This window comes from Yersinia bercovieri ATCC 43970, from assembly GCF_013282745.1.
Lineage (GTDB): Bacteria > Pseudomonadota > Gammaproteobacteria > Enterobacterales > Enterobacteriaceae > Yersinia > Yersinia bercovieri.
On sequence record NZ_CP054044.1, the window covers coordinates 4,120,937 to 4,141,948 of the forward strand.

The window sequence follows — 21,012 nt, forward strand, 5'->3', positions numbered from 1 at the left end:
CTGCTTGAGTCAAAATGAAAAAACCGGCACTTGAGGCCGGTTTTTTTATCTCTACCTAAACTGCGCTAACTGAATAATGCGCTAACTGAATAATGCGCTAACTGAATAGAGTGTTACGCGACTTTCGCCACCACGTCATCAGGGCGTTTCAGCATGGCGTATGTACCACCAGCCAACACAGTACCGGCAATAATAGCCACCAGATATAACAGCACTGGATGGATAGCCCCTGGGATCAGCAGCACGAACAAGCCGCCGTGTGGCGCCATCAGTTGTGCGCCGAATGCCATAGAGAGTGCACCTGTCAGTGCGCCACCGGCGATACAGCACGGCAAGACGCGCATTGGGTCACGGGCAGCAAACGGGATCGCCCCTTCAGAGATAAAGCATAAGCCCAGAACCAGCGCCGCTTTGCCCCCCTCCTGCTCACCTTTGTCGAACTTATGACGCGCCAACAGTGTTGCCAGACCCATTGCCAGCGGTGGCACCATCCCCGCCGCCATGATGGCTGCCATCGGTGCATAAACTGAAGAGCTAAGCAGCGCCACACCAAAGGCGTAGGCCGCTTTGTTGACCGGCCCACCCATGTCGGTACACATCATCGCACCGAGAATAGCCCCCAGCAGCACCGCATTCGCAGTACCCATGGATTGCAGCCAATCAGTCAGGCCAGTCATGATTTTTGCCACCGGCGTACCGACCACATAAATCATCACCAAACCGACAATCAAGCTCGCCACTAGCGGGATGATCAATATCGGTTTGAGCGCTTCCATACTTTGCGGTAATTGCAGTCTGGTGCTGATAGCTTTCGCGACGTAACCTGCCAGGAAACCGGCAATGATACCACCGAGGAAACCCGCACCAGTGCTTACGGCTAACATACCACCAATCAAACCCGGCGTCAGACCTGGGCGGTCAGCAATGGAGAAGGCAATAAAGCCCGCCAAAACTGGCACCATCAGGGCAAATGCAGAACCGCCACCGATTTGCATCAAGGCGGCAGCCAGTGTGCCTTTCACTTCAAATGCTTTGATGCCGAACACAAAGGAGAGCGCGATACACAAGCCCCCCGCCACCACCATCGGCAGCATGTAGGAGACACCGGTCAACAGGTGGCGATACGGGCCGCCAGTTTCTGTTTTCTTGCTGCTGGTGCTGCTGCCGGTTTTTGGCTGATAAACCTCAGCTTCCACCAGAGCTTTATCCAGCTCTTGCACGGTTTTCTTCAGCGCCAGACCTGTGGTGGTGCGATACATCGGTTTGCCGACAAACTTATCGAGATCCACTTCAATATCAGCGGCCACGATCACCAGATCAGCCGCCGCCACCTCTTCGGGTGTAATTGTATTGCCTGCACCCACGGAGCCACGGGTTTCAACTTTTACCCACCAGCCACGTTTTTTCGCTTCACTTTCAATGGCTTCTGCTGCCATAAAGGTGTGCGCCACCCCTGTTGGGCACGCAGTAATTGCCACGATACGTTTTGGCGCGCTGTTGGCCGCAACAGGCGCAGATGCTGCAACAGTCGCCTGATAGGGTTTGGCCTGAGCAATGGCTTGGGCCAGGAAAGCCTCCGGATCGCGTACCGCTGTTTCTACATCACCGATATAGAGTTTTTTGCCGTTCAGCGCACTGTCAGCCGGGGCTGATTGCCCAGCGACAATCACCAGCTCGGCATCAGCTGCACTCTCAACCCAGCTCAGTCCTGCTTTTGCCGCCGCAGCACCCAACATCAGTGTCGCGAGGTGGCCTCTGGCCTGCCCGAGCGAACTGTCTATTATTAGTAGCGTTTTCATTTCGCCTCCGGAGATTAATTAAAGGGTTTCAGGTCGACTTTTGCCATCATGGCGGCTAACTGCGGGCGATCCGTAATACCCACATTGCTCTGACTGACGGCCAAAGCAGCGACTGCTGTCGCCAGACGCAGCGTGTGTTCGCTGGACTCGCGCATTAATAATCCGTAGATCAGGCCACCTACCATTGAGTCACCGGCACCGACAGTGCTGACCACTTCACAGGCCGGCGGTTTTGCCAGCCAGGCACCGGAGGCGTTGACCCACAATGCCCCTTCCGCACCGAGAGAGATAACCACATGGGCAATCCCCTGATCACGCAAGGCGTGCGCGGCCTCCACCACATCACCCAGTTCGGGTAGTGGGCGACCAGCCCAAATTTCCAACTCACGGCGGTTTGGTTTCACCAACCATGGTGAAGCTTTCAGCCCGGCGACCAGTGCTTCACGGCTGCTGTCGAAGATGATGCATGGGCACTGGGAGCGCAGGCGTTTCATCCAGTCAGTGAAGTCATCTGGATTGACGCCAGCGGGCAGACTGCCGCTGACCGCGACCATGTCGAACTGCCCCAACCAGCTCAATGAGTCGTTGACGAAGCGATCCCAATCCGGTTTGGTCACTTCAAAACCGGAGAAGTTAAAGTCGGTCACTTCGCCATCTTTTTCCGTCAGTTTGACGTTAATGCGGGTACGGCCTGGCACCACCTGAAAACGGTTGGCGATACCCAGTTCGCTGAATAACAGCTGGAAGCCATCTTGGTTATCTTTACCCAAGAAGCCGCCGACGGTGACATCAATTCCCAAGTCTTTCAGCACCTTGGCAACATTGATCCCTTTACCTGCGGCATGTAGACCGGCGGTTTTCACCAGATTGACTTCACCACGTTCGATTTCAGGGCAAAAACCCACCAGATCGTAAGCCGGATTCAGTGTGATGGTGGCGACTCTTCTGCTCATGCTGCCCCCTCGCCCAAACCGGCGGCGATAGCTTCACCAATGGCATCCAGTGCTGCCTGTGCATCTTCACCGCTGGCGGTAAAGCGCAGGCGATTGCCTTTTTTAACCCCTAAAGCCACTACTTTCATCAGACTACGTCCATTAGCGGGTTTACCGGTGCCGTCCAAGTTGGTCACGGTGATTTCACTGGTAAACTGTTTGATTGTATTGACTAAAATCGTCCCTGGTCGCGCATGTAACCCGTGTTCGTTACGGATAACAAATTCAGCGCTTAAGACTTCGCTTTGCTCAACATACTCGCGGGTCAGCAGTGCCAGCAGCGCGGCGGCATCGGCGTTCAGCAACAGGTCAGCTTTTTTCGCCAGTAGCAGGTCGCTGAGATAGTTCAGCACCGACAGCGGTTGATCATCAGCTACCGAGAGTGTCAGCAGCAGAGCCACTTTTTCGCCATGATGCTCGAAAGCAGTCGCCGGGCGGCTTACCGTGGCAGCACTGACCAAATTGCCTTCGGTGCTGTCACTCAACCAGATACCCTGCCCCAAATTCAGTGGCGCACGGGTAATCACATCACTCACAAAACGGGCATCGACTGCGCCGATTTGCTGTAAACGACCGGCATTCAGCGCTTGCAGCGTGATCAGGTTATCCGCCGCCACATCAAGGGCTATCAGTGAGGTGTCGAAATGGAATTCAGCCGCTTTTTTCTCTCCCATCAGCAAACTGCGTAACTCTTCAGCCGAGGTAGTGGTGGCCAGTTGCTCCGCCACCGCATCATCACTTAATACGTGGGTTAACTGGCGCAATAAGGCCAAATGCTCATCAGAACGGGCCGCAATGCCAATCACGATATAGGCGGTTTGATCGTCGCCCCACGCGATGCCCTGCGGGAATTGGAACACCTGTACGCCGGTGTTCAGCACTAAGTCGCGGGTATCAGTGGTACCATGTGGAATGGCGATACCATTACCCAGATAGGTGGATGTTTGCTGCTCGCGGGCCAACATGCCATCAACATAAGCGGCAGCCACGCAACCCGCTTGAGTCAGTGCCGCGGCCACCTGAGTGATAGCGTCGTTTTTACTGTCTGCTTGTGCAGCCAGATGGATATCTTTCGTCGATAATTGGAACATATATCTCCTCTCCTGCTGAAGTTGAATCGTTTCAGCTTTAATGAGAAACAGGAGCGTTACCCTTTATCATCTGGTGACGAGATAACGCTGAAACGTTTCAAGGAGTGTGTTTCCAGCTAAGAATATATGCAAGTTTTCTGCTCTAATTCTTGATGGATTTTTGACATCCCGCACATTTTTGCTATGAACAGGTTTATGTCAGTAGCGAAATGGCCAAACTAGCTGATGGTTGCTGATACACATTTATAGGGAGTGAATACGATGTCTGTTGTGGTCGGTGTTGGCGTGATTATCGTCAATCAACAAGGTGATGTACTGTTGGGTAAGCGTTGCGGTCAGCATGCCCCTTACTGGTCAATTCCCGGTGGTCATATGGAGGCTGGGGAGTCATTTGAGCAGGCGGCGACACGCGAGATTTTCGAAGAAACCGGCTTAAATATCAATAATCTGCATGTTATCGCGCTGTGCAATAACATTGCCACCTGGCGCGATGAGGGCAAACATACCGTTTCGGTCTGCTTACTGGCGCAGCATCCCGGTGGACAGCCAGAGCTGAAAGAGCCGGATAAGTGTCAGCAATGGCTATGGTGTAATCCACGGGAGTTACCTGAACCGCATTTTGAAGCCAGCCGCCACGCCATCGATTTATGGCTCAATCAGCAGTTTTACCGCACTTACGACTAAAAAATAGCGCTATATAAGCCACCATATAACCAGCAATTTCAGCTGGTTATTTGCCCTGCGTCGCAAAAATTCGTTCATTCCTCGCATTTATACTCAGCAAATCTGAACTAATATTGCTAAATACCCCATTCGGGTTAGCCATCAGTAGAAAATCGCCCTACAATAGACCTACTTATATTATGGGATAGATTTATCGCTATTGGATAAGTTTTTATTGGCAGATTATCTGGCATCTTAGCTATTAGTGCATTTGATCCGTCTGTTTCACCAATAATTATTAGATAATTTACAGTGGGTGCAATTATGAGCAAAAAACAGACTGGCTTCGTGAAACGACGCCGGTGGGGATGGTTATGGATACTGCTGATCGGCATCATTATAGGTGCGGCGTTATTGGCAGGTACTGCTACTGTCCTCCATAAAACCAGCGACACCGCGTTCTGCGTCTCCTGCCACACCATGCAACAGCCCTTGGCTGAATATCAGGGAAGTGTCCACTTTCAAAATACCAAAGGCATCCGTGCTGAATGTGCTGACTGTCATGTACCCCATGAGCCACTGGACTATTTATGGACCAAAATCCGCGCGGTGAAAGATATCTACGGTGAAATGGCTGGCACTATTGATACACCAGAGAAATATGAAGCTCATAAACTTGCCATGGCCCAATCGGTCTGGAAGACGCTGAAAGAGAGTGATTCCGCCACCTGCCGCTCATGCCACAGTTTTGATGCCATGGATATCACTGGGCAAAGTGCTGAAGCGCGCATTCAGCATCCTGTGGCGATTAAAAAAGGTGAAACCTGCATCGACTGCCATAAAGGTGTCGCCCACATCCTGCCGGATATGAGTGAAGTAACCCAAGCGGGTGCTGCTGAACTGGCAACCGCCGCCGCGCAAACTCCCGCCAGTGCCACCACGCTCTATACCATCGCTACTGAGCCGTTCTTTATGAACGCCAGTGATAGCCATAACGCCGGTAATCTGATGCCATCGACCCAAGTTGAAGTGCTGAAACAGCAAGGTGATCAGGTGTTGGTGGATGTTAAAGGCTGGCAGCAAGATGGCGTAGCAGAGGTATTCTATGCCGCCCAGGGCAAGCGCATCCTGAGTGTTTTACTGGGTGACGACGCGCAAAAAGCACTGAAAACCCTTAGCACCCAGACAGACCCGGAAACCCAACTGGTGTGGCATCAGGTCGCGCTTCAGGTGTGGTTACCGAAGAAGCAACTGGTTGATGATCAACAGAAAATATGGCGCTATGCCGCCGATATGATGTCAGCCAACTGCACCGGCTGCCACGGCTTGACGGCGCTGGATCGCTTCAACGCGAACCAATGGATTGGGGTAATCAAAGGCATGGCACCACGCACCTCCCTGACGCAGGAACAGCTGCGCGTGATGACCCAGTACGTACAAAAACATGGCAGTGATATGCCGGCCAAGCTGTAAATAAGAGGCGAAAATGACTAAATACCAAATACAACCTTTACAAATGAGCCGCCGTCGCTTCTTACTGGGCAGCAGTGCCTTGGCAGTTTTACCACTGGTTGGCGGCCTGTGGCCTAAATCCGCATTAGCACAAGCCATCAGTCAAGCTTTACCTCAGTTTCTGGCGCTGCGTCAGGCGCAAAAAGGGATTCTGACTGGCGCGCATTGGGGCGCATTTGAAGCCATCGTCGAGAATGGCCGCATGGTCGCTGTTCAGCCAGTCAAAGATGACCCTTGGCCGAATGAGTTGATCACCATGGCCCCGTATCAGGTACATGCCGATAACCGCATAAAATATCCGATGGTGCGAAAAAGCTGGTTGGAGGGCGGCCCCGGCAGCCATACCGAGCTGCGTGGCCGTGATGAGTGGGTGCGGGTTAGTTGGGATAAAGCTACCGAATTGGTGTGCAATGAGATTGTACGTGTGCAGAAAGATCACGGTCCGCAGGCGCTGTACGCCGGTTCTTATGGCTGGAAAAGTGTCGGTATGCTGCACAACAGTCGCACCCTGCTACAGCGGCTAATGAATCTCAGTGGCGGCTTCCTCGGCTATGCCGGCGACTACTCCACCGGGGCTGCACAGGTGATTATGACCCACGTGATGGGGTCGATGGAGGTTTACGAGCAGCAAACCGCCTGGCCGAATGTGGTTGATAACAGCGAACTGGTGATCCTGTGGGGCTGTAACCCGATGATCACCTTGAAAAATAGCTGGAATATCCCCGACCATGTGGGCCAAACCGGTTTTGAGGCGCTGAAGAAAAAAGGCATCAAAGTCATCAGTATTGACCCGGTGCATAATGACAGCGCCAAATTTACCAATGCACAATGGATCGCCCCGCGCCCTTATACCGACAGCGCCATGCTGATTGGCATTGCCCACACCTTATTGACTGAGAAGTTGCATAATCCCGACTTTATCAAAACCTATACTATCGGTTTTGACAAATTCCAGACCTATCTGTTGGGGGAAGCTGACGGCCAGCCGAAGACAGCAGAGTGGGCAGCAGATATCAGTGGCGTGGATGCCGATGTACTGCGCCAACTGGCGCGAGATATGGCGAAACAGCGCACCATGATCATGGGCGGCTGGGGGATTCAGCGCCAGCACCATGGTGAACAGCAGCACTGGCTGCTGGTGACAGTCGCGGCAATGCTCGGCCAAATTGGCCTGCCGGGCGGTGGTTTTGGTTTCAGCTATCACTACTCCTCCGGCGGTAGCCCGACCGCGAAAGGCGGCATCTTGCCGGGGATCTCTGCCGGTAACGCGCCGAAGAATTCACCGGCGCCGATCCCGGTGGCACGCATTGCCGAATGTTTGGCTAATCCGGGGAAAACCATTGATTTCAATGGCACTAAAGTGACCTATCCGGATGTCAAAATGGTCTATGTGGCGGGTGGTAACACCTTCCATCAGCATCAGGACACCAATAATCTGGTGAAAGCCTGGCAGCACCCAGAAACCATCGTGGTGAACGAACCCTACTGGACCGCCACCGCGAAGCACGCGGATATTGTGCTGCCCGCCACCACCAGTTATGAACGTAACGATCTGGAGATGGGCGGCGACTATTCGCAGCTTTATGTCTTCCCGATGCACCAGTGTGTGCCGCCACAACATGAGTCCCGCAGCGATTTTGATATCTTCGCCGCAATGGCGACCCGTTTGGGGGTGATTGATGCCTTTACCGAGGGCAAAGATGAAACCCAGTGGTTGAAATCGATGTATGACGATATGAAATCTCAGGCCCGTACTGCGCGGGTGGCGCTGCCGCCGTTTGATATGTTCTGGGAGTCAAACAACTATATTCGCTTCCCGATCCCCGAGGCGAATAAGCAGTGGGTCCGGTTCGCTGACTATCGTGAAAATCCGTTGCTCAATCCGCTCGGCACGCCGTCCGGCAAGATTGAGATCTACTCCGATACCATCGCCAAAATGGATTATGCCGATTGTCAGGGAATTCCGACCTGGATGCCACCACACGAGTGGTATCGCGGCGTAGAGGCGAAGAAATATCCGCTGTCACTGAATACCGCACATCCGATTAACCGGCTGCATTCGCAGTTAGATAACACGCCGCTACGTGAAAAATATGCGGTTGCCGATCGGGAGGCGATACTGATCAGCCCGCAAGATGCCAGCGCACGCCAGATTGTGAATGGTGATTTGGTGCGGGCGTTTAATGATCGCGGGCAGATATTGGTGGGTGCAGTGGTATCAGAGGATGTGCGGCCAGGCGTGGTACGGATCAGTGAAGGTGCATGGTTTGACCCCGCCGAGCCGTCAGTGCCGGGTTCCATCTGTAAAAATGGCAATATCAACTGTCTGACTTTCGATATCGGCTCTTCCAGTCTGGCGCAGGGTAACTGTGGGCAGATGGCGCAGCTTGAGATTGAGAAGTACAGCGGGCCGGTACTAAAAAATACCGCTCATAGTGTGCCCATTGGGGCATAGAGGATAGGTGAGCCAAGGGTTGACCGCACCTACGGGCACTCCGGCGGCTTACGCCGCTTACGACCCGAACGGCACGTTTCCCCTTGGTTCAGCTTTATCAGCCGTTTAGGAGGGCAATAGTGATATCGCCCTCCTATTCATTAAGGCGCAGTATCGGCTTCTAGCTTAATCAAATAGACCAGCGCCTGTTCGCGGGTGTCAAAACACATCTCCCGCAGAGCTTGCAGGCTGGCACAAACCGCGGGGCGAGCTGGGGAGTGAAAAATACCACAGCGCATCTGATCATCTAAATGCAGGCAACGGGTGTTAGCGGGTTTGCCGAGTGGCATACCGGGGATCGGGCTGGAAATAGAAGGAGCAATACAGCAGGCACCGCAATCTGAGCGACACTCCATCAGCAGGCTCCTGTAGGCTGGTGGAATAAGAGCGGACAATAGCAATCGCCCCACAGAACTACCAGTACTATTCTTAAACAGCCGCTGAATAGCCGATCCAGCCCACGAATATCCCTTTCTGTCGCGCTTTACTCTCACGGGCTTATCATTCAACTCAACCCAGGCTGTGTGATATAGAGATAGCGCCCCCCTTGAACCAAACTAATCACTGGCTAATTAATCAGCACAAGAATATTCAGCTGTTTACAGTTTCATGTGCATCTTGTACCATTGAGCTAGTACAAAAGAACTATTCACCCTATTAGCTATTATTTCCAACGTAATTGCTGTTGCAGGTAGGCTGCCAGTAAATGCAGCGAACACACCTGTAATTTCAAGTACGAAGAGAATTTGGAGTTGTATGTCGATGGAATCATCCCAACCTTTGTCACGACCTTCCGTCCTTGGCGGCGCGATGATTGTCGCCGGAACCGCCGTGGGCGCGGGTATGTTCTCAATCCCAATCGTGACTGCGGGGGTGTGGTTCAGCGGATCAGTCATACTGCTGATTTATACTTGGGCCTGTATGCTGATTTCCGGCCTGATGATTCTGGAAGCGAACCTGAATTACCCTACCGGGGCCAGTTTTCACACCATGGTGCAAGATCTGCTGGGTAAAGTTTGGAGCTCAATCAATGGGCTGTCGATCACCTTTGTGCTCTACATTCTGACCTACGCCTATATCTCTGCCGGTGGTTCCATTATCTCCCACACCCTGCAAAATGTGACCGGAATTGGCCAGACCACCGCGGGCTTTATCTTTGCCATATTGGTAGCATTTATTGTTTGGCTATCCACCCGTGCCGTGGATCGTCTGAGTACGATATTAATCGGCGGCATGGTTATCACCTTTGTTATGTCAGTCGGTGATATGTTTGGCCATGTGGAAAGCGCGGTTTTGTTCAATCAAACCGACAGTAGCGCCAGTTATTTGCCCTATGCGTTGGCGGCCCTGCCCTATTTACTGACCTCATTTGGCTACCACGGCAATGTGCCGGGGCTGGTGAAGTACTACCAGAAAGAGAGTAAAGCCGTGGTGCAGAGCCTGTTGTTCGGCACACTGATCGCGTTGGTGATTTATGTGCTGTGGCAGTATGCCATTCAGGGCAATATCGCTCGGGATGCATTCAAACAAGTGATTGCCGACGGCGGGAATATTGGCAGCTTGCTAAAACAGATGGATGCGGTTGCTACCCGCCAGCTCACCAGCCAGTTACTCAACGCCTTCTCTTATATGGCACTGGCTAGCTCATTCTTGGGGGTATCTCTTGGTTTGTTCGATTACATTGCTGATTTCTTTAAGTTTTCTGATGATCGTAATGGGCGCACCAAATCAGCGTTAGTCACTTTTGTCCCCCCCACCATCGGTGCCCTGCTGTTCCCTAATGGCTTCTTATATGCGATTGGCTTCGCCGGTTTAGCCGCCACCATTTGGGCGGTTATCGTACCCGCACTGATGGCGCGCGCCAGCCGTCGACGCTTTCCACAAGCAACTTATCGTGCTCCGGGTGGGCGCTTTATGATCGGCTTTATTATCCTGTTTGGCTTGGTTAATGCGGTGGCGCATATTGCGGCATTATTGGGGCTGCTACCGGTGTATGCTTAAGGTCGATTTTGTGGTGAAAATATCACTCTTTTTTGCGCTAGCAGCTTGCCTGAATCACGCGGCACGAGTAACTTGTCGCAACTTATCTTCAATCCTGATTGGCGGTTAATAAATGGCAAGAGCTAACGAAATCAAACGTGGTATGGCAGTCAACCTCAACGGCAAATTACTGCTGGTGAAAGATATTGATGTGCAAAGCCCAAGCGCTCGCGGCGCAAGTACGCTGTATAAAATGCGTTTTTCTGACGTGCGTACCGGTTTAAAAGTTGAAGAGCGTTTTAAGGGTGATGAGATCCTCGATACCATCACTCTCACCCGCCGCTCAGTGAATTTCTCTTACATCGATGGCGACGAATACGTCTTTATGGATGATGAAGATTACACGCCATACAACTTCAAAAAAGAGCAGATCGAAGATGAGCTGCTGTTTATTCCTGAAGGCGGTATGCCGGGTATGCAAGTGTTAACCATGGACGGCCAATTGCTGGCGTTAGAGTTGCCACAAACCGTTGATATGGAAATTGTTGAGACCGCGCCGAGTATCAAAGGCGCATCAGCCAGTGCCCGTAACAAACCGGCAGTGATGAGCACCGGCCTATCTATTCAGGTGCCTGAATATATCAGCCCAGGTGAGAAAATCCGCATTCATATTGCGGAGCGCCGTTATATGGGGCGCGCAGACTAATACTCTTATCTGGATATAAGGGCCAGAAAACCGGCCCTTAACTGTTTTATCCCCAATCCATACCCTATAGATTTCAAGGTGCAGGAAGGTGGTAAACAAAATAATCCCGACGAGCTTACATCAGTAAGTGATTCGGGTTGTTGAGCGCAACCAACACACCTGCAACTTGAAAGATGACAGGTATATTACTTCAGCTCAGGGAAGAAGGCTCTTTTCAGCGCCAGCTCTACGCCCCGCACTTCAGCCAACCCTTTTAAGCGGCCAATAGCCGAGTAGCCTGGATTGGTTTTCTTATGTAAATCATCCAACATCTGGTGACCATGATCTGGTCGCATTGGGATCGGACGCATATCTCCCGCAGCTTGACGACGTTGCTCTTCAGTTAAAATCGCTTTAACCACCGAGTACATGTCAACATCGCCTTGCAGATGGCCGCCTTCATGGAAAGTTTTTGGATTCCCTTCGCGGCATGTTGAACGCAAATGGGTAAAGTGAATGCGATCGCCAAAGGTTTCGATCATTTTCACCAAATCATTATCAGCACGCACGCCATAAGAGCCGGTGCACATGGTAAAACCATTATGAATGCTATCGACGGTCTCTTTTAGCCACTGCATATCTTCGATGGTTGAAACAATACGCGGCAGGCCAAGAATTGGACGCGGTGGATCATCCGGATGTACTGCCATCCGCAAGCCAACTTGTTCCGCAACCGGAATAATAGCACGCAAGAAATAAGCCATGTTTTCACGCAGTTGCGCTTTATCGATGCCATCATACTCAGCCAGGCGCGCGCGGAATTGATCCAGCGTATAACCCTCTTCAGCCCCTGGCAGCCCGGCAATAATATTGCCGGTCAGTTTGGCGATATCCGCCTCAGACATGGCATCGAAATAGTCTGCCGCTTGCGCCTGCTCTTCTGTCGTGTAGTCATTGACGGCACCTGGGCGTTTCAGAATATGCAGTTCGAAGGTGGCGAAAGCTATCTGATCAAAACGCAATGCTTTGGAGCCATCTGGTAATTGATACTCCAGATCCGTGCGTGTCCAGTCCAGCACTGGCATAAAGTTGTAGCACACGGTATCAATACCACAGGCGGCAAGATTACGCAGCGTTTGTTGATAATTTTCAATGTGTTGCTGATAGTTACCGCTGTGCGTTTTGATCTCTTCGTGAATAGGTACACTTTCTACCACCGACCATACCAAGCCTTTAGCCGCTAATTCAGCCTGGCGTTGTTTGATTTCACTCACCGGCCAGACTTCGCCATTCGGAATATGATGCAGTGCAGTCACTACTCCGGTTGCGCCAGCCTGACGGATATCATCTAACGACACCGGATCATTCGGGCCATACCAACGCCATGTTTGTTCCATTTATTTTTTACCTTCTGCGTATGCGTAAACTGTTCAGGTGCTAAAAATGTTGTTATACCGATTTCCAATAGGTATCACTCAGCTTTATCCTTACTCTTTAGCCGCCGAGTGTCAAAAAGCAAAACCTCATTGGTTGATCCAACTCACGAATATTACCAATATTGGACTTACCAATTTTATTTTCTGTCATATGGCTTTACACTGCAAGCCGATATTCATGGCAACAAGCAAAAGAAAATGGTCGGTATGGTGTGGCTCTTTTCCTACGAACAGCCAACTAAAACTGGTCTAACAACTTTTTTATTTGCCACCTTTTATGTCAGCCCTTGGTGATGATCGGGGGTGAATGATTTTGGAGCCACGTATGAACACCATTGCCAACAGCACACTTCCCGCCAGCGTACAACTGCCCACTTATGATAGAAGGGCACTGAAAAGCCGTATTGTTCACATCGGTTTTGGCGCATTTCATCGTGCCCATCAGGCGCTTCTCACTGACCGGGTACTGAATCAGCAAGGGGGGGACTGGGGCATTTGTGAAGTCAGCCTGTTTGGTGGCGACGTACTGATTCAAAATTTACGCCAACAAGATCACCTCTTCTCGGTACTGGAAAAAGGCGCGCAAGGGAATCAGGCCATTGTTGTCGGCTCCGTCTGCGAGTCGGTGCATGCTCGACTGGATGGCATTATTCAGGTGTTGGAAAAATTAGCCGAGCCACAAGTGGCTATCGTTTCATTGACCATCACTGAAAAAGGTTACTGCATTGAACCGGGTACTGGCCAACTGGATCTGCAAAATGAGTTTGTCCGCGCAGACCTGGCAATACCTGATGCCCCGACCTCTGCGCCGGGTATCTTGGTTGAGGCGCTACGACTGCGCCGCTTACGTGGTCTGCCACCATTTACCGTACTCTCTTGCGATAACATTCCGGAAAACGGCCATGTTGTCAAAAATGCGGTGCTAGGCCTGGCGACAGCTCGTGACCCAGAACTGGCCAGTTGGATCAGCCAAAATGTTACCTTCCCTAATACCATGGTTGACCGCATTGTTCCTGCGGCTACCGCTGAGACATTGCAGGAAATCGCCGATACATTGAGCGTAGCTGACCCCTGCGGTATTGCCTGTGAGCCGTTCATTCAATGGGTGGTTGAGGACAAATTTGTCTCTGGCCGTCCTGATTGGCAAGCGGCTGGCGTACAGCTGGTCGATGATGTTTTACCATTTGAGGAGATGAAACTGCGCATGCTGAACGGCAGCCATTCATATCTCTCATATCTGGGTTATCTGGCAGGTTATCAGCACATTAATGATTGTATGGCGGACGATAACTATCGTTTGACCGCGCGTCGCTTGATGATGGATGAACAAGCGCCAACCCTACGTGTTACTGGCGTTGACCTTAATGCCTACGCAGACCAATTGATCGAGCGTTACTGCAATCCGGCGCTAAAACACCGCACCTGGCAGATTGCCATGGATGGTAGCCAGAAGCTGCCACAGCGGATGCTGGACTCCGTACGTTGGCACTTACAGCATGGCGGAACCTATCGTTGTCTGGCGTTGGGTATTGCCGGTTGGATGCGCTATGTCAGTGGCGTGGATGATAGCGGCCAGGCGATTGATATCCGTGACCCTATGGCTGACAGCTTTAAAAAGTGTGTCGCCACCAGTGAAGAGGGGGTTGCTCGCGTACAAAGTTTACTGTCGCTGAAATCGCTGTTTGGTGAATTCTTGCCGCAGCAGCCAGAATTTGTTCAGGCGGTCACGGACGCTTATCTCAGCTTGCAACAATTTGGCGCGAAAGAGAGTGTAAAACGGTTGGCACAGCAGGCTTAATTTGACGGTCAAATAACAGTATTTGGCCCATATTCTGCCCAAAGTGGTGGGAGTTGCAGGGAGTAGCAAGCGCCCCCTGCGACTTCAGAGGCGAAGGGCGTGATCACTCTTCAAGCTGATACGGCGTCGACTCAAATAGATAGCCGTCGAAGTCCGGATGGTCCGCATCTGAAAGCTCCAACAACTTCAGTTTTACATTTTCTAAATGTTGCCACATGGCTTGCTTAGCCGCTTTACTGTCACGGCGCAACACCGCTTGCAGGATTTTCTGATGGTCTTCCAGCCATTGCCAGCGATAGCTGAAATCAAGCGTATGGCTGTGAGCACCCTGCCACATCGCGCTGGTTTTCCGCGCTTGCCAGGCCTCTGCCACCATATTGGCGAGCACGCTATTTTGTGTCGATTGCGCTAACAGACAATGAAACAGCTCATCAGCGCTCTCATCCACCGCTCCGGCCGCCAATGCCGTTTTTTCCTGCTCGATGGCCTGACGCATTTTGATGATATCGGCCTTGGTGGCCTGCATGGCAGCAAAAGCGGCGACTTCACTTTCCAGCAATTGGCGGGCTTGCAGCAGTTCAAAGGGGCCGTAACCACTGTCGGCTGACACAGCGGACTCACCTTCAGCTAGCAGATCAGGCACATTAACCACGTAAACACCGGAGCCTTTGCGCACCTCGACCAACTTCTCCAGCTCCAGCATGATCAGCGCTTCACGCACCACACTGCGGCTAACACTAAAGTTTTCAGCGATATCACGTTCTGGGGGTAAACGATCGCCCAAATGGTATTTCCCGCTGACAATCGCCGCTCGCAACTGACTGCCCACTTCCTGATATAACCGCATAACCTTATTTCCTGCATCACGCTGTTAGCATAACTATGCCAAATTGGCCTGACCAAAGGGCCTCTGAATAGTGATCAGTATACCATGTGGCCAAACAGCATCATGAGATTTATCACGGTTTATCGATGTGATAAACCGTGTTTTCATCCAACTAGGAATATTATTAGCAGAAATATTAAAGGTAAGTGACAGTCATAATTCCCAAGCTACGCTGCGGGTTCAGCCATTCCATACGAGAAGAGGCTAAATTACCGGGCAACTGAGAAATCAAAGGCATATTACTTGAAAGAGTTTGTCGATGAGTCACTGTTTCACCATTACGATAACAGCTTGTTGTCATCGTTTGATTCACTACTGCAGTATTACATGGGCTATCTACAATGGCTCCGTAAAACGTGATTGTGCCTGAAACAGACAGGTTAGATTGCGCACTACTTGCAGGAAAAGAGATTATCCATGAAAACACTATTGCTAAGATAATTAGTACCCGACAATTTCTCATAACCACCTCGACTCTCATATCTGTCATTTTAAAGATAGAGGATTTCAAGCAAAGCAATGGAAATGATAGAGCATTATTTATTACCCTACTCGGCCTATAACTCACTAGAATACCTCGAAGAAGTGAATTATATTTCGTATCGGTGTATAACTATTAGGCGGGACTCCTACCTTTCCTAGGAAATATTCTCCATTTGCGCTTTTTTCGTTTAATAATAAGTTTACTCGGTGTTATATCCTTTGCTCATCAGAACCTTGAAAACAACCCTCACCTTGATATCTTATTGAGAAAAAATTTAATATCAGAGGCCCCCATATGACAAAAACAAACTTGATTACTGGCTTTTTGGGCTGCGGCAAAACCACCACAATTCGCCATTTGCTGTCACAGAAGCCAGAAGATGAAAAATGGGCGGTTTTGGTGAATGAATTTGGTGAAATTGGTATTGATGGTGCGCTACTCGCAGACAGCGGAGCGGTATTGAAAGAGATACCGGGCGGCTGCATGTGTTGCGTTAATGGATTACCAATGCAAGTGGGCTTGAATATGCTGCTGCAACAGGCCAAACCAGATCGATTATTAATTGAGCCTACAGGATTGGGCCATCCCAAACAGATATTATCATTATTAACTTCAGATACTTATCTGCCATGGATTGATCTGCGTGCGACTCTCTGCCTATTAGATGCCCGCCAACTGAATGAGTCTCGTTACACGGAGAATGAGAATTTCCGTGACCAATTGACCGCCGCAGATATTATCGTGGCAAACAAACAAGATACCTATAGCGCAGCAGATTATGCCGCACTACAGCAATGGCATGATCGACAGCCCTTAGCACGCCCACTCTATTATGCTGAACAGGGGAAAATTGATATTGCCCTGCTCGATACACCACACAGTAATAGTGATGAATTGCCCGACGGTGCGCATCATCACAGTACAGTGCGACAAAAAGGGCTGGCCGCCTTGAGCTTAAAAGGGAGTGAGCCTTGGCGTCGGGCGCTCAATCAGGGTCAAGGTTATCTGAGTTGTGGTTGGGTATTTAATGCAGATACTCTGTTTGATACGGTTCCACTTTTGGAGTGGGTGCGATTAAATCCGGTAGAACGTGTCAAAGGGGTTATGCGTATTGCCGAAGGTACATTGGTGATTAATCGCCAAGGTGCTGACCTGCAAATAGAAACCCGCCCAATACCGCCGCTGGATAGCCGAATTGAACTGATCAGCGCAACAGAAGCAGATTGGAACAAATTACAGCATGAATTACTGAATATTCGATTAGATAACGGGGTATAATGCGCCCCGTTTTTATTAGTTACACAATTCGTACATTGACAATCTATAGGCCGCCGCATGACCCGTCGTCATTTACCGACAATATTACTACTCAACTTACTCGGGATTGCTCTATTTTTATCCTGGTATATCCCTGTGAACCACGGTTATTGGTTTAAAATAGATTCAGCAATATTCTTCTATTTTAACCAGCACCTGCTCTCCAGCCCTTCATTCCTGCATTTGGTCGCGATCACCAATAACCGCGCTTTCGATGTTATTTCGCTGATGTGTATGGGGGTGCTTTATCTTTACTTCTATATGAAGGAGACACCTGCTGGCCGCCGCCGTCTTATTGTCACGGGGGTTGTTATGTTGTTGACCGCGGTTGTCCTTAACCAATTAGGTCATCTGCTACCGGTTTCGCATCCTAGCCCGACACTATTTTTTGAAAATATCAATCGTGTCAGCGAGTTAACGGGTATCCCAACCAAAGATGCCTCAAGTGACAGCTTCCCCGGCGACCATGGCATGATGTTGATGATTTTTGCCTGCTTTATGCTGCGCTACTTTTCTCGCGGGGCCTTCGCCATTGCTTTACTGATTGTGGTTATTTTCTCACTGCCTCGAGTGATGATTGGCGCACATTGGTTTACTGATATTGCTGTCGGCTCGCTCTCAGTGGTACTGGTTGGTATAAGTTGGATATTACTGACGCCATTAAGCGATAAGATAATTAATGCCATCAACCGCCACTTGCCTGGGGCAACAACTCGATAGCCCGCACCTGCGCTTTATTGAGGCAAAACAGTCTATTTTTTGCCTCTCCCCTCATTAATGCTTCCACTCGATTATTATCACCAAATGGTTACAAATTCAGCTATTCCTCTTTAATATAAAACCTTACATTATGTTACATTAACATTTAGTAAAATAATGGTTATAAAAGCTCTCGCCTTTTATTAATCATTACGGTAATCTCAAAAACGTTTGTGCTCGGATATCCGTATTTTCACCGCTGTCCTGATTAATATTGTGCGTTCCTGCACATTTATTCGGTTAAGTGATTGTCTCATCGGACCACAACCAATAATCTCGATTCGTTTGGCAATTTTGGTAGCGACATCCGTCGTAAGGACAGCAAGGGAAAACAACAACAATGGTCAAGTCTCAACCTATTATGAGATATATTCTGCGGGTAATTCCTGCGGTTGCAGCAGCGGTAATGTTATCCGCGTGTAGTTCACCACAGACTTCGAACTTACATAATTCGCAAACTGAGATGCGTGCAGTTAATGACAAAGATGGGCTTTTACTGCAAGCCTCTCAGGATGAATTCGAAGCAATGGTGCGCAACGTTGACGTCAAGTCGAAGATTTTAGAACAGTATGCAGGGTGGAAAGGGGTTCGTTATCGTTTAGGCGGTAGCACCAAACGCGGGATTGATTGTTCCGCATTTGTACAAACCACTTTCCGTGAACAATTTGGTATGGATTTGCCGCGCTCAACCTCTGAGCAGCAGGATCTCGGTAAAAAAATCCAACGGACTAAATTGCGCCCCGGTGATTTGGTGCTGTTTCGTGCAGGATCGACTGGTCGCCATGTAGGTATCTATCTAGGTAACGATAAATTTGTTCATGCATCGACCAGTGTCGGTGTGACAATATCGAGCCTAAATGAAGATTATTGGAATAAGCGTTATCGCGATGGGCGCCGAGTACTAAGTAGCGGTTCGCGCAGCTAGCACATTTTTATTCCTGTTGTCCGAGATACCAAACGAAATGCTAAAACGCTGCCACTGGCAGCGTTTTTTATTGCCTGATACTCAATATTCCCACCTCTAACCCTATTTCCGATCAGATTGTAGGAAATCTCTTTTTTTATTGAAAACAGCGAAATTCAAGAATTATCTGTGTAAAATGCGCATCTCTTAACCAAGACGTTTCTGGCATAAAGGCATATCTACCAACGATTATCCTTTATAAGAATATGTAAATTGCATTAATAAGCTGAAAATTTGTTTTACTGAAATATATCAATGAATGTCCATTTCACTTATTTGATGCATCTAATGGGCATCTTTTCTTTATATTGGATTAGCTTGAAATTCAATTTGATAAGCTAATTAATGTCGATAACGCTCATTGGCAAACCGGTAGCGCGACGTTACTAACTTATTTATACTCATACCACTTTATCAAACATGCTGAGGGGCGGCGTCACATGGGTTCAAGCAGTGCTTTCTCACGCAATATTCTATCCAGACGCCATCTTGTAAAAAAAAGTGTCATTCTTGCCCTCTGTTTCTTTATTTGTTTTGTCATTATTACGCTGTCATTACTTTATCGCAGCAGCGAACGTAAATTAACAACACAAAGTGATCACATTATCTCCTACTCGTCTCAGTTCCTGAATGAACTGACAACAACCATGTCTCAGCTTATACCTCTGAGCACGAAGAGTTGTGAGCAAGCCAGTTCCGCTCTTCACTATCGTGCTGCATTTACTAATGGTGTCAGAGCATTCTTATTGGTGAAAGACGATATTGCTTATTGCTCTTCAGCGACCGGTGCGATGCATGTACCGGCCACTGTGCTATATCCCAAAATTAATTTATCCCAGCCGATAGATTTTGAGATTCAGCAAGGCACGCCCATGATGCCAAGCAAACCCGCAATTGGTGTTTGGTTGCGAGAAGCTGGTCGCGGTAATACCGGCGTATTGGCTACGCTCGAATTAGCCCTACATCCCTATTTGTTGCTAAATTATTCAGATAATCAAGTGAATGGGTTAGCCATTATTATCGATGAATTAGCGGTAACCACTTTTAACTCTAAAGTAATACCCATCAGCCAGTTACCTGCCAGGAGCGCCCGTGAGGTGCAATTACCCGGTTACCCGATTAAGATATTAATTTACCATACCAGCCTGACTGCTGATGATATTCGTATGACCTTATTAGGCGGGCTGTTACTTGCCGCTCTGGTCGGGATTTTGGCTTATTATATTTTAATTGCCAGCCAAAGTGCTGAAGCTGAAATTTTGCGTGGTATCCGCCGTGGTGAATTCTTTGTTGAGTATCAGCCGGCATTTCGTTCACATGATCGCACAATATCAGGTCTGGAAGCACTTATTCGCTGGCAGCACCCTATTGAAGGGCGAATTTCACCAGATCTCTTTATTCCCTATGCAGAAGCTCAGCATCTGATACAACCACTGACTCGGCACTTATTTGAGTTAATTCTCAGGGATTGTGAGTTAATGGCAGACCACATTCCGGCCGGTACTAAGCTTGCTTTTAATATTTCCCCAGTCCATCTGGCGGATGACCAGTTCCGCAAAGATGTCTCCCACCTGTTGCAGCAATTAAATACCGATATCTTTGCGCCGGTATTCGAGATAACTGAGCGGGGCATGGTTGAAGAGGAGTTAGCCATTAAGCAATTTGCGTGGCTGCATTCACAGGGCGTACAAATTGCAGTCGATGACTTTGGCACTGGCCATAGCGCGCTAATCTATTTAGAACGTTTTACTTTAGATTATATTAAAATTGATCGCGGATTTGTCAGCACTATCTGTGTTAATACTGTGGCGGCACCAGTATTAGATGCAGTATTAATGTTAGCTAAGAAGCTGAATATTGAGACCGTCGCCGAGGGGGTTGAGACCGAACAACAACTCCACTATTTGGTACAGCACAATGTTAACTACCTACAAGGTTATTTACTGAGCAAACCATTGTCTGTTGAAGATTTAATTACATTTTGTCATAAGCAAAATGGCTAATAAAAACTAGCCCACAAGCTATAAGCGCGACAGCCCCCCATTGTGTCGCCGCCGATAAGCTGACCCAGGTCAGTGATTCGGGGGACAAATCTGCCGGGAGCAGATTTGAACGCTGCGGGCAGCGGCGAGACCCATCCATGGGCCTCGTA

The 21,012-nt window shown here is 49.5% G+C and carries 17 protein-coding genes; 10 read left to right on the forward strand and 7 right to left on the reverse strand.

The annotated features are described in order from the left end of the window. Window positions 1-113 precede the first annotated feature (113 nt). Genes fruA through fruB form a run of 3 tightly spaced genes read right to left on the reverse strand, consistent with a single transcriptional unit; the run spans window position 114 to window position 3,882 of the window. Complete coding sequence (gene fruA, locus HRK25_RS18660; RefSeq protein WP_005274509.1) at window positions 114-1,799, reverse strand: PTS fructose transporter subunit IIBC; 1,686 nt, start codon at window positions 1,797-1,799, stop codon at window positions 114-116. A 14-nt stretch (window positions 1,800-1,813) separates the two neighbouring features. Continuing rightward, on the reverse strand, window positions 1,814-2,752 hold the full coding sequence (gene fruK, locus HRK25_RS18665) for a 1-phosphofructokinase (RefSeq protein WP_032819407.1): 939 nt from the start codon (window positions 2,750-2,752) through the stop codon (window positions 1,814-1,816). Further along, complete coding sequence (gene fruB, locus HRK25_RS18670) at window positions 2,749-3,882, reverse strand: fused PTS fructose transporter subunit IIA/HPr protein (protein ID WP_005274503.1); 1,134 nt, start codon at window positions 3,880-3,882, stop codon at window positions 2,749-2,751. Before fruB ends, fruK begins: the two co-directional genes overlap by 4 nt. Before the next feature lie 261 nt (window positions 3,883-4,143). Between fruB and HRK25_RS18675 the strand changes: the two genes are divergently transcribed. The 3 genes from HRK25_RS18675 (at window position 4,144) to torA (ending at window position 8,512) form a co-directional block, all read left to right on the forward strand. Beyond that, window positions 4,144-4,566: a nucleotide triphosphate diphosphatase NUDT15 gene (locus HRK25_RS18675; RefSeq protein ID WP_005274499.1), complete on the forward strand. Its 423-nt coding sequence runs from the start codon at window positions 4,144-4,146 to the stop codon at window positions 4,564-4,566. Window positions 4,567-4,869: 303 nt separating this feature from the next. After that, the gene (locus HRK25_RS18680) at window positions 4,870-6,018 is read left to right on the forward strand and encodes a NapC/NirT family cytochrome c (RefSeq protein ID WP_032897942.1); all 1,149 of its coding nucleotides are present in this window, start codon (window positions 4,870-4,872) and stop codon (window positions 6,016-6,018) included. Between the two features lie 13 nt (window positions 6,019-6,031). Then, window positions 6,032-8,512 carry a trimethylamine-N-oxide reductase TorA gene (gene torA / locus HRK25_RS18685; protein ID WP_005274494.1) on the forward strand — a complete coding sequence of 827 codons (2,481 nt, stop codon included), beginning with the start codon at window positions 6,032-6,034 and terminating at the stop codon, window positions 8,510-8,512. Between the two features lie 140 nt (window positions 8,513-8,652). Here the strand turns inward: torA and HRK25_RS18690 are convergent, their stop codons facing one another. After that, window positions 8,653-8,907 (reverse strand): YkgJ family cysteine cluster protein, encoded by a 255-nt coding sequence (locus HRK25_RS18690; protein ID WP_005274490.1) that lies wholly within the window; start codon window positions 8,905-8,907, stop codon window positions 8,653-8,655. Window positions 8,908-9,307: 400 nt separating this feature from the next. On the opposite strand from HRK25_RS18690, the gene mtr reads away from it, so the two are divergent. Then, window positions 9,308-10,552 carry a tryptophan permease gene (mtr, locus tag HRK25_RS18695; RefSeq protein ID WP_032897941.1) on the forward strand — a complete coding sequence of 415 codons (1,245 nt, stop codon included), beginning with the start codon at window positions 9,308-9,310 and terminating at the stop codon, window positions 10,550-10,552. Window positions 10,553-10,664: 112 nt separating this feature from the next. Continuing rightward, a complete protein-coding gene (gene yeiP / locus HRK25_RS18700) occupies window positions 10,665-11,237 on the forward strand; it encodes an elongation factor P-like protein YeiP (RefSeq protein WP_005274485.1) in 573 nt (190 codons plus the stop codon). Window positions 11,238-11,422: 185 nt separating this feature from the next. Here yeiP and uxuA read toward each other — a convergent pair whose 3' ends face one another. Continuing rightward, a complete protein-coding gene (gene uxuA / locus HRK25_RS18705; protein ID WP_005274482.1) occupies window positions 11,423-12,613 on the reverse strand; it encodes a mannonate dehydratase in 1,191 nt (396 codons plus the stop codon). A gap of 364 nt (window positions 12,614-12,977) precedes the next feature. Here uxuA and HRK25_RS18715 point away from each other — a divergent pair, with 364 nt between their 5' ends. Next, a complete protein-coding gene (locus HRK25_RS18715; protein WP_032897940.1) occupies window positions 12,978-14,450 on the forward strand; it encodes a mannitol dehydrogenase family protein in 1,473 nt (490 codons plus the stop codon). Between the two features lie 103 nt (window positions 14,451-14,553). Here HRK25_RS18715 and HRK25_RS18720 read toward each other — a convergent pair whose 3' ends face one another. Both HRK25_RS18720 and HRK25_RS20415 read right to left on the reverse strand, forming a co-directional pair. Next, window positions 14,554-15,297: a GntR family transcriptional regulator gene (locus HRK25_RS18720; protein ID WP_005274470.1), complete on the reverse strand. Its 744-nt coding sequence runs from the start codon at window positions 15,295-15,297 to the stop codon at window positions 14,554-14,556. Between the two features lie 175 nt (window positions 15,298-15,472). Then, window positions 15,473-15,799 carry a hypothetical protein gene (locus HRK25_RS20415; protein WP_032897951.1) on the reverse strand — a complete coding sequence of 109 codons (327 nt, stop codon included), beginning with the start codon at window positions 15,797-15,799 and terminating at the stop codon, window positions 15,473-15,475. A gap of 315 nt (window positions 15,800-16,114) precedes the next feature. Here HRK25_RS20415 and HRK25_RS18725 point away from each other — a divergent pair, with 315 nt between their 5' ends. From HRK25_RS18725 to HRK25_RS18740, 4 genes are all read left to right on the forward strand, one after another. Then, window positions 16,115-17,098, forward strand: coding sequence for a CobW family GTP-binding protein (locus HRK25_RS18725; protein WP_005274466.1), 984 nt, complete (start codon window positions 16,115-16,117; stop codon window positions 17,096-17,098). Between the two features lie 57 nt (window positions 17,099-17,155). Beyond that, window positions 17,156-17,857 carry a phosphatase PAP2 family protein gene (locus tag HRK25_RS18730; protein ID WP_005274465.1) on the forward strand — a complete coding sequence of 234 codons (702 nt, stop codon included), beginning with the start codon at window positions 17,156-17,158 and terminating at the stop codon, window positions 17,855-17,857. A gap of 379 nt (window positions 17,858-18,236) precedes the next feature. After that, complete coding sequence (gene mepS / locus HRK25_RS18735; protein WP_019209417.1) at window positions 18,237-18,821, forward strand: bifunctional murein DD-endopeptidase/murein LD-carboxypeptidase; 585 nt, start codon at window positions 18,237-18,239, stop codon at window positions 18,819-18,821. Between the two features lie 479 nt (window positions 18,822-19,300). After that, a complete protein-coding gene (locus tag HRK25_RS18740; RefSeq protein ID WP_005274461.1) occupies window positions 19,301-20,863 on the forward strand; it encodes a cyclic di-GMP phosphodiesterase in 1,563 nt (520 codons plus the stop codon). Window positions 20,864-21,012 lie beyond the last annotated feature (149 nt).

Coding starts and splice junctions, on each gene's coding strand:
- fruA (WP_005274509.1), bottom strand. CDS start 1,799: ATGAAAACGCTACTAATAATAGACAGTTCGCTCGGGCAGGCCAGAGGC.
- fruK (WP_032819407.1), bottom strand. CDS start 2,752: ATGAGCAGAAGAGTCGCCACCATCACACTGAATCCGGCTTACGATCTG.
- fruB (WP_005274503.1), bottom strand. CDS start 3,882: ATGTTCCAATTATCGACGAAAGATATCCATCTGGCTGCACAAGCAGAC.
- HRK25_RS18675 (WP_005274499.1), top strand. CDS start 4,144: ATGTCTGTTGTGGTCGGTGTTGGCGTGATTATCGTCAATCAACAAGGT.
- HRK25_RS18680 (WP_032897942.1), top strand. CDS start 4,870: ATGAGCAAAAAACAGACTGGCTTCGTGAAACGACGCCGGTGGGGATGG.
- torA (WP_005274494.1), top strand. CDS start 6,032: ATGACTAAATACCAAATACAACCTTTACAAATGAGCCGCCGTCGCTTC.
- HRK25_RS18690 (WP_005274490.1), bottom strand. CDS start 8,907: ATGGAGTGTCGCTCAGATTGCGGTGCCTGCTGTATTGCTCCTTCTATT.
- mtr (WP_032897941.1), top strand. CDS start 9,308: ATGTCGATGGAATCATCCCAACCTTTGTCACGACCTTCCGTCCTTGGC.
- yeiP (WP_005274485.1), top strand. CDS start 10,665: ATGGCAAGAGCTAACGAAATCAAACGTGGTATGGCAGTCAACCTCAAC.
- uxuA (WP_005274482.1), bottom strand. CDS start 12,613: ATGGAACAAACATGGCGTTGGTATGGCCCGAATGATCCGGTGTCGTTA.
- HRK25_RS18715 (WP_032897940.1), top strand. CDS start 12,978: ATGAACACCATTGCCAACAGCACACTTCCCGCCAGCGTACAACTGCCC.
- HRK25_RS18720 (WP_005274470.1), bottom strand. CDS start 15,297: ATGCGGTTATATCAGGAAGTGGGCAGTCAGTTGCGAGCGGCGATTGTC.
- HRK25_RS20415 (WP_032897951.1), bottom strand. CDS start 15,799: ATGAGAAATTGTCGGGTACTAATTATCTTAGCAATAGTGTTTTCATGG.
- HRK25_RS18725 (WP_005274466.1), top strand. CDS start 16,115: ATGACAAAAACAAACTTGATTACTGGCTTTTTGGGCTGCGGCAAAACC.
- HRK25_RS18730 (WP_005274465.1), top strand. CDS start 17,156: ATGACCCGTCGTCATTTACCGACAATATTACTACTCAACTTACTCGGG.
- mepS (WP_019209417.1), top strand. CDS start 18,237: ATGGTCAAGTCTCAACCTATTATGAGATATATTCTGCGGGTAATTCCT.
- HRK25_RS18740 (WP_005274461.1), top strand. CDS start 19,301: ATGGGTTCAAGCAGTGCTTTCTCACGCAATATTCTATCCAGACGCCAT.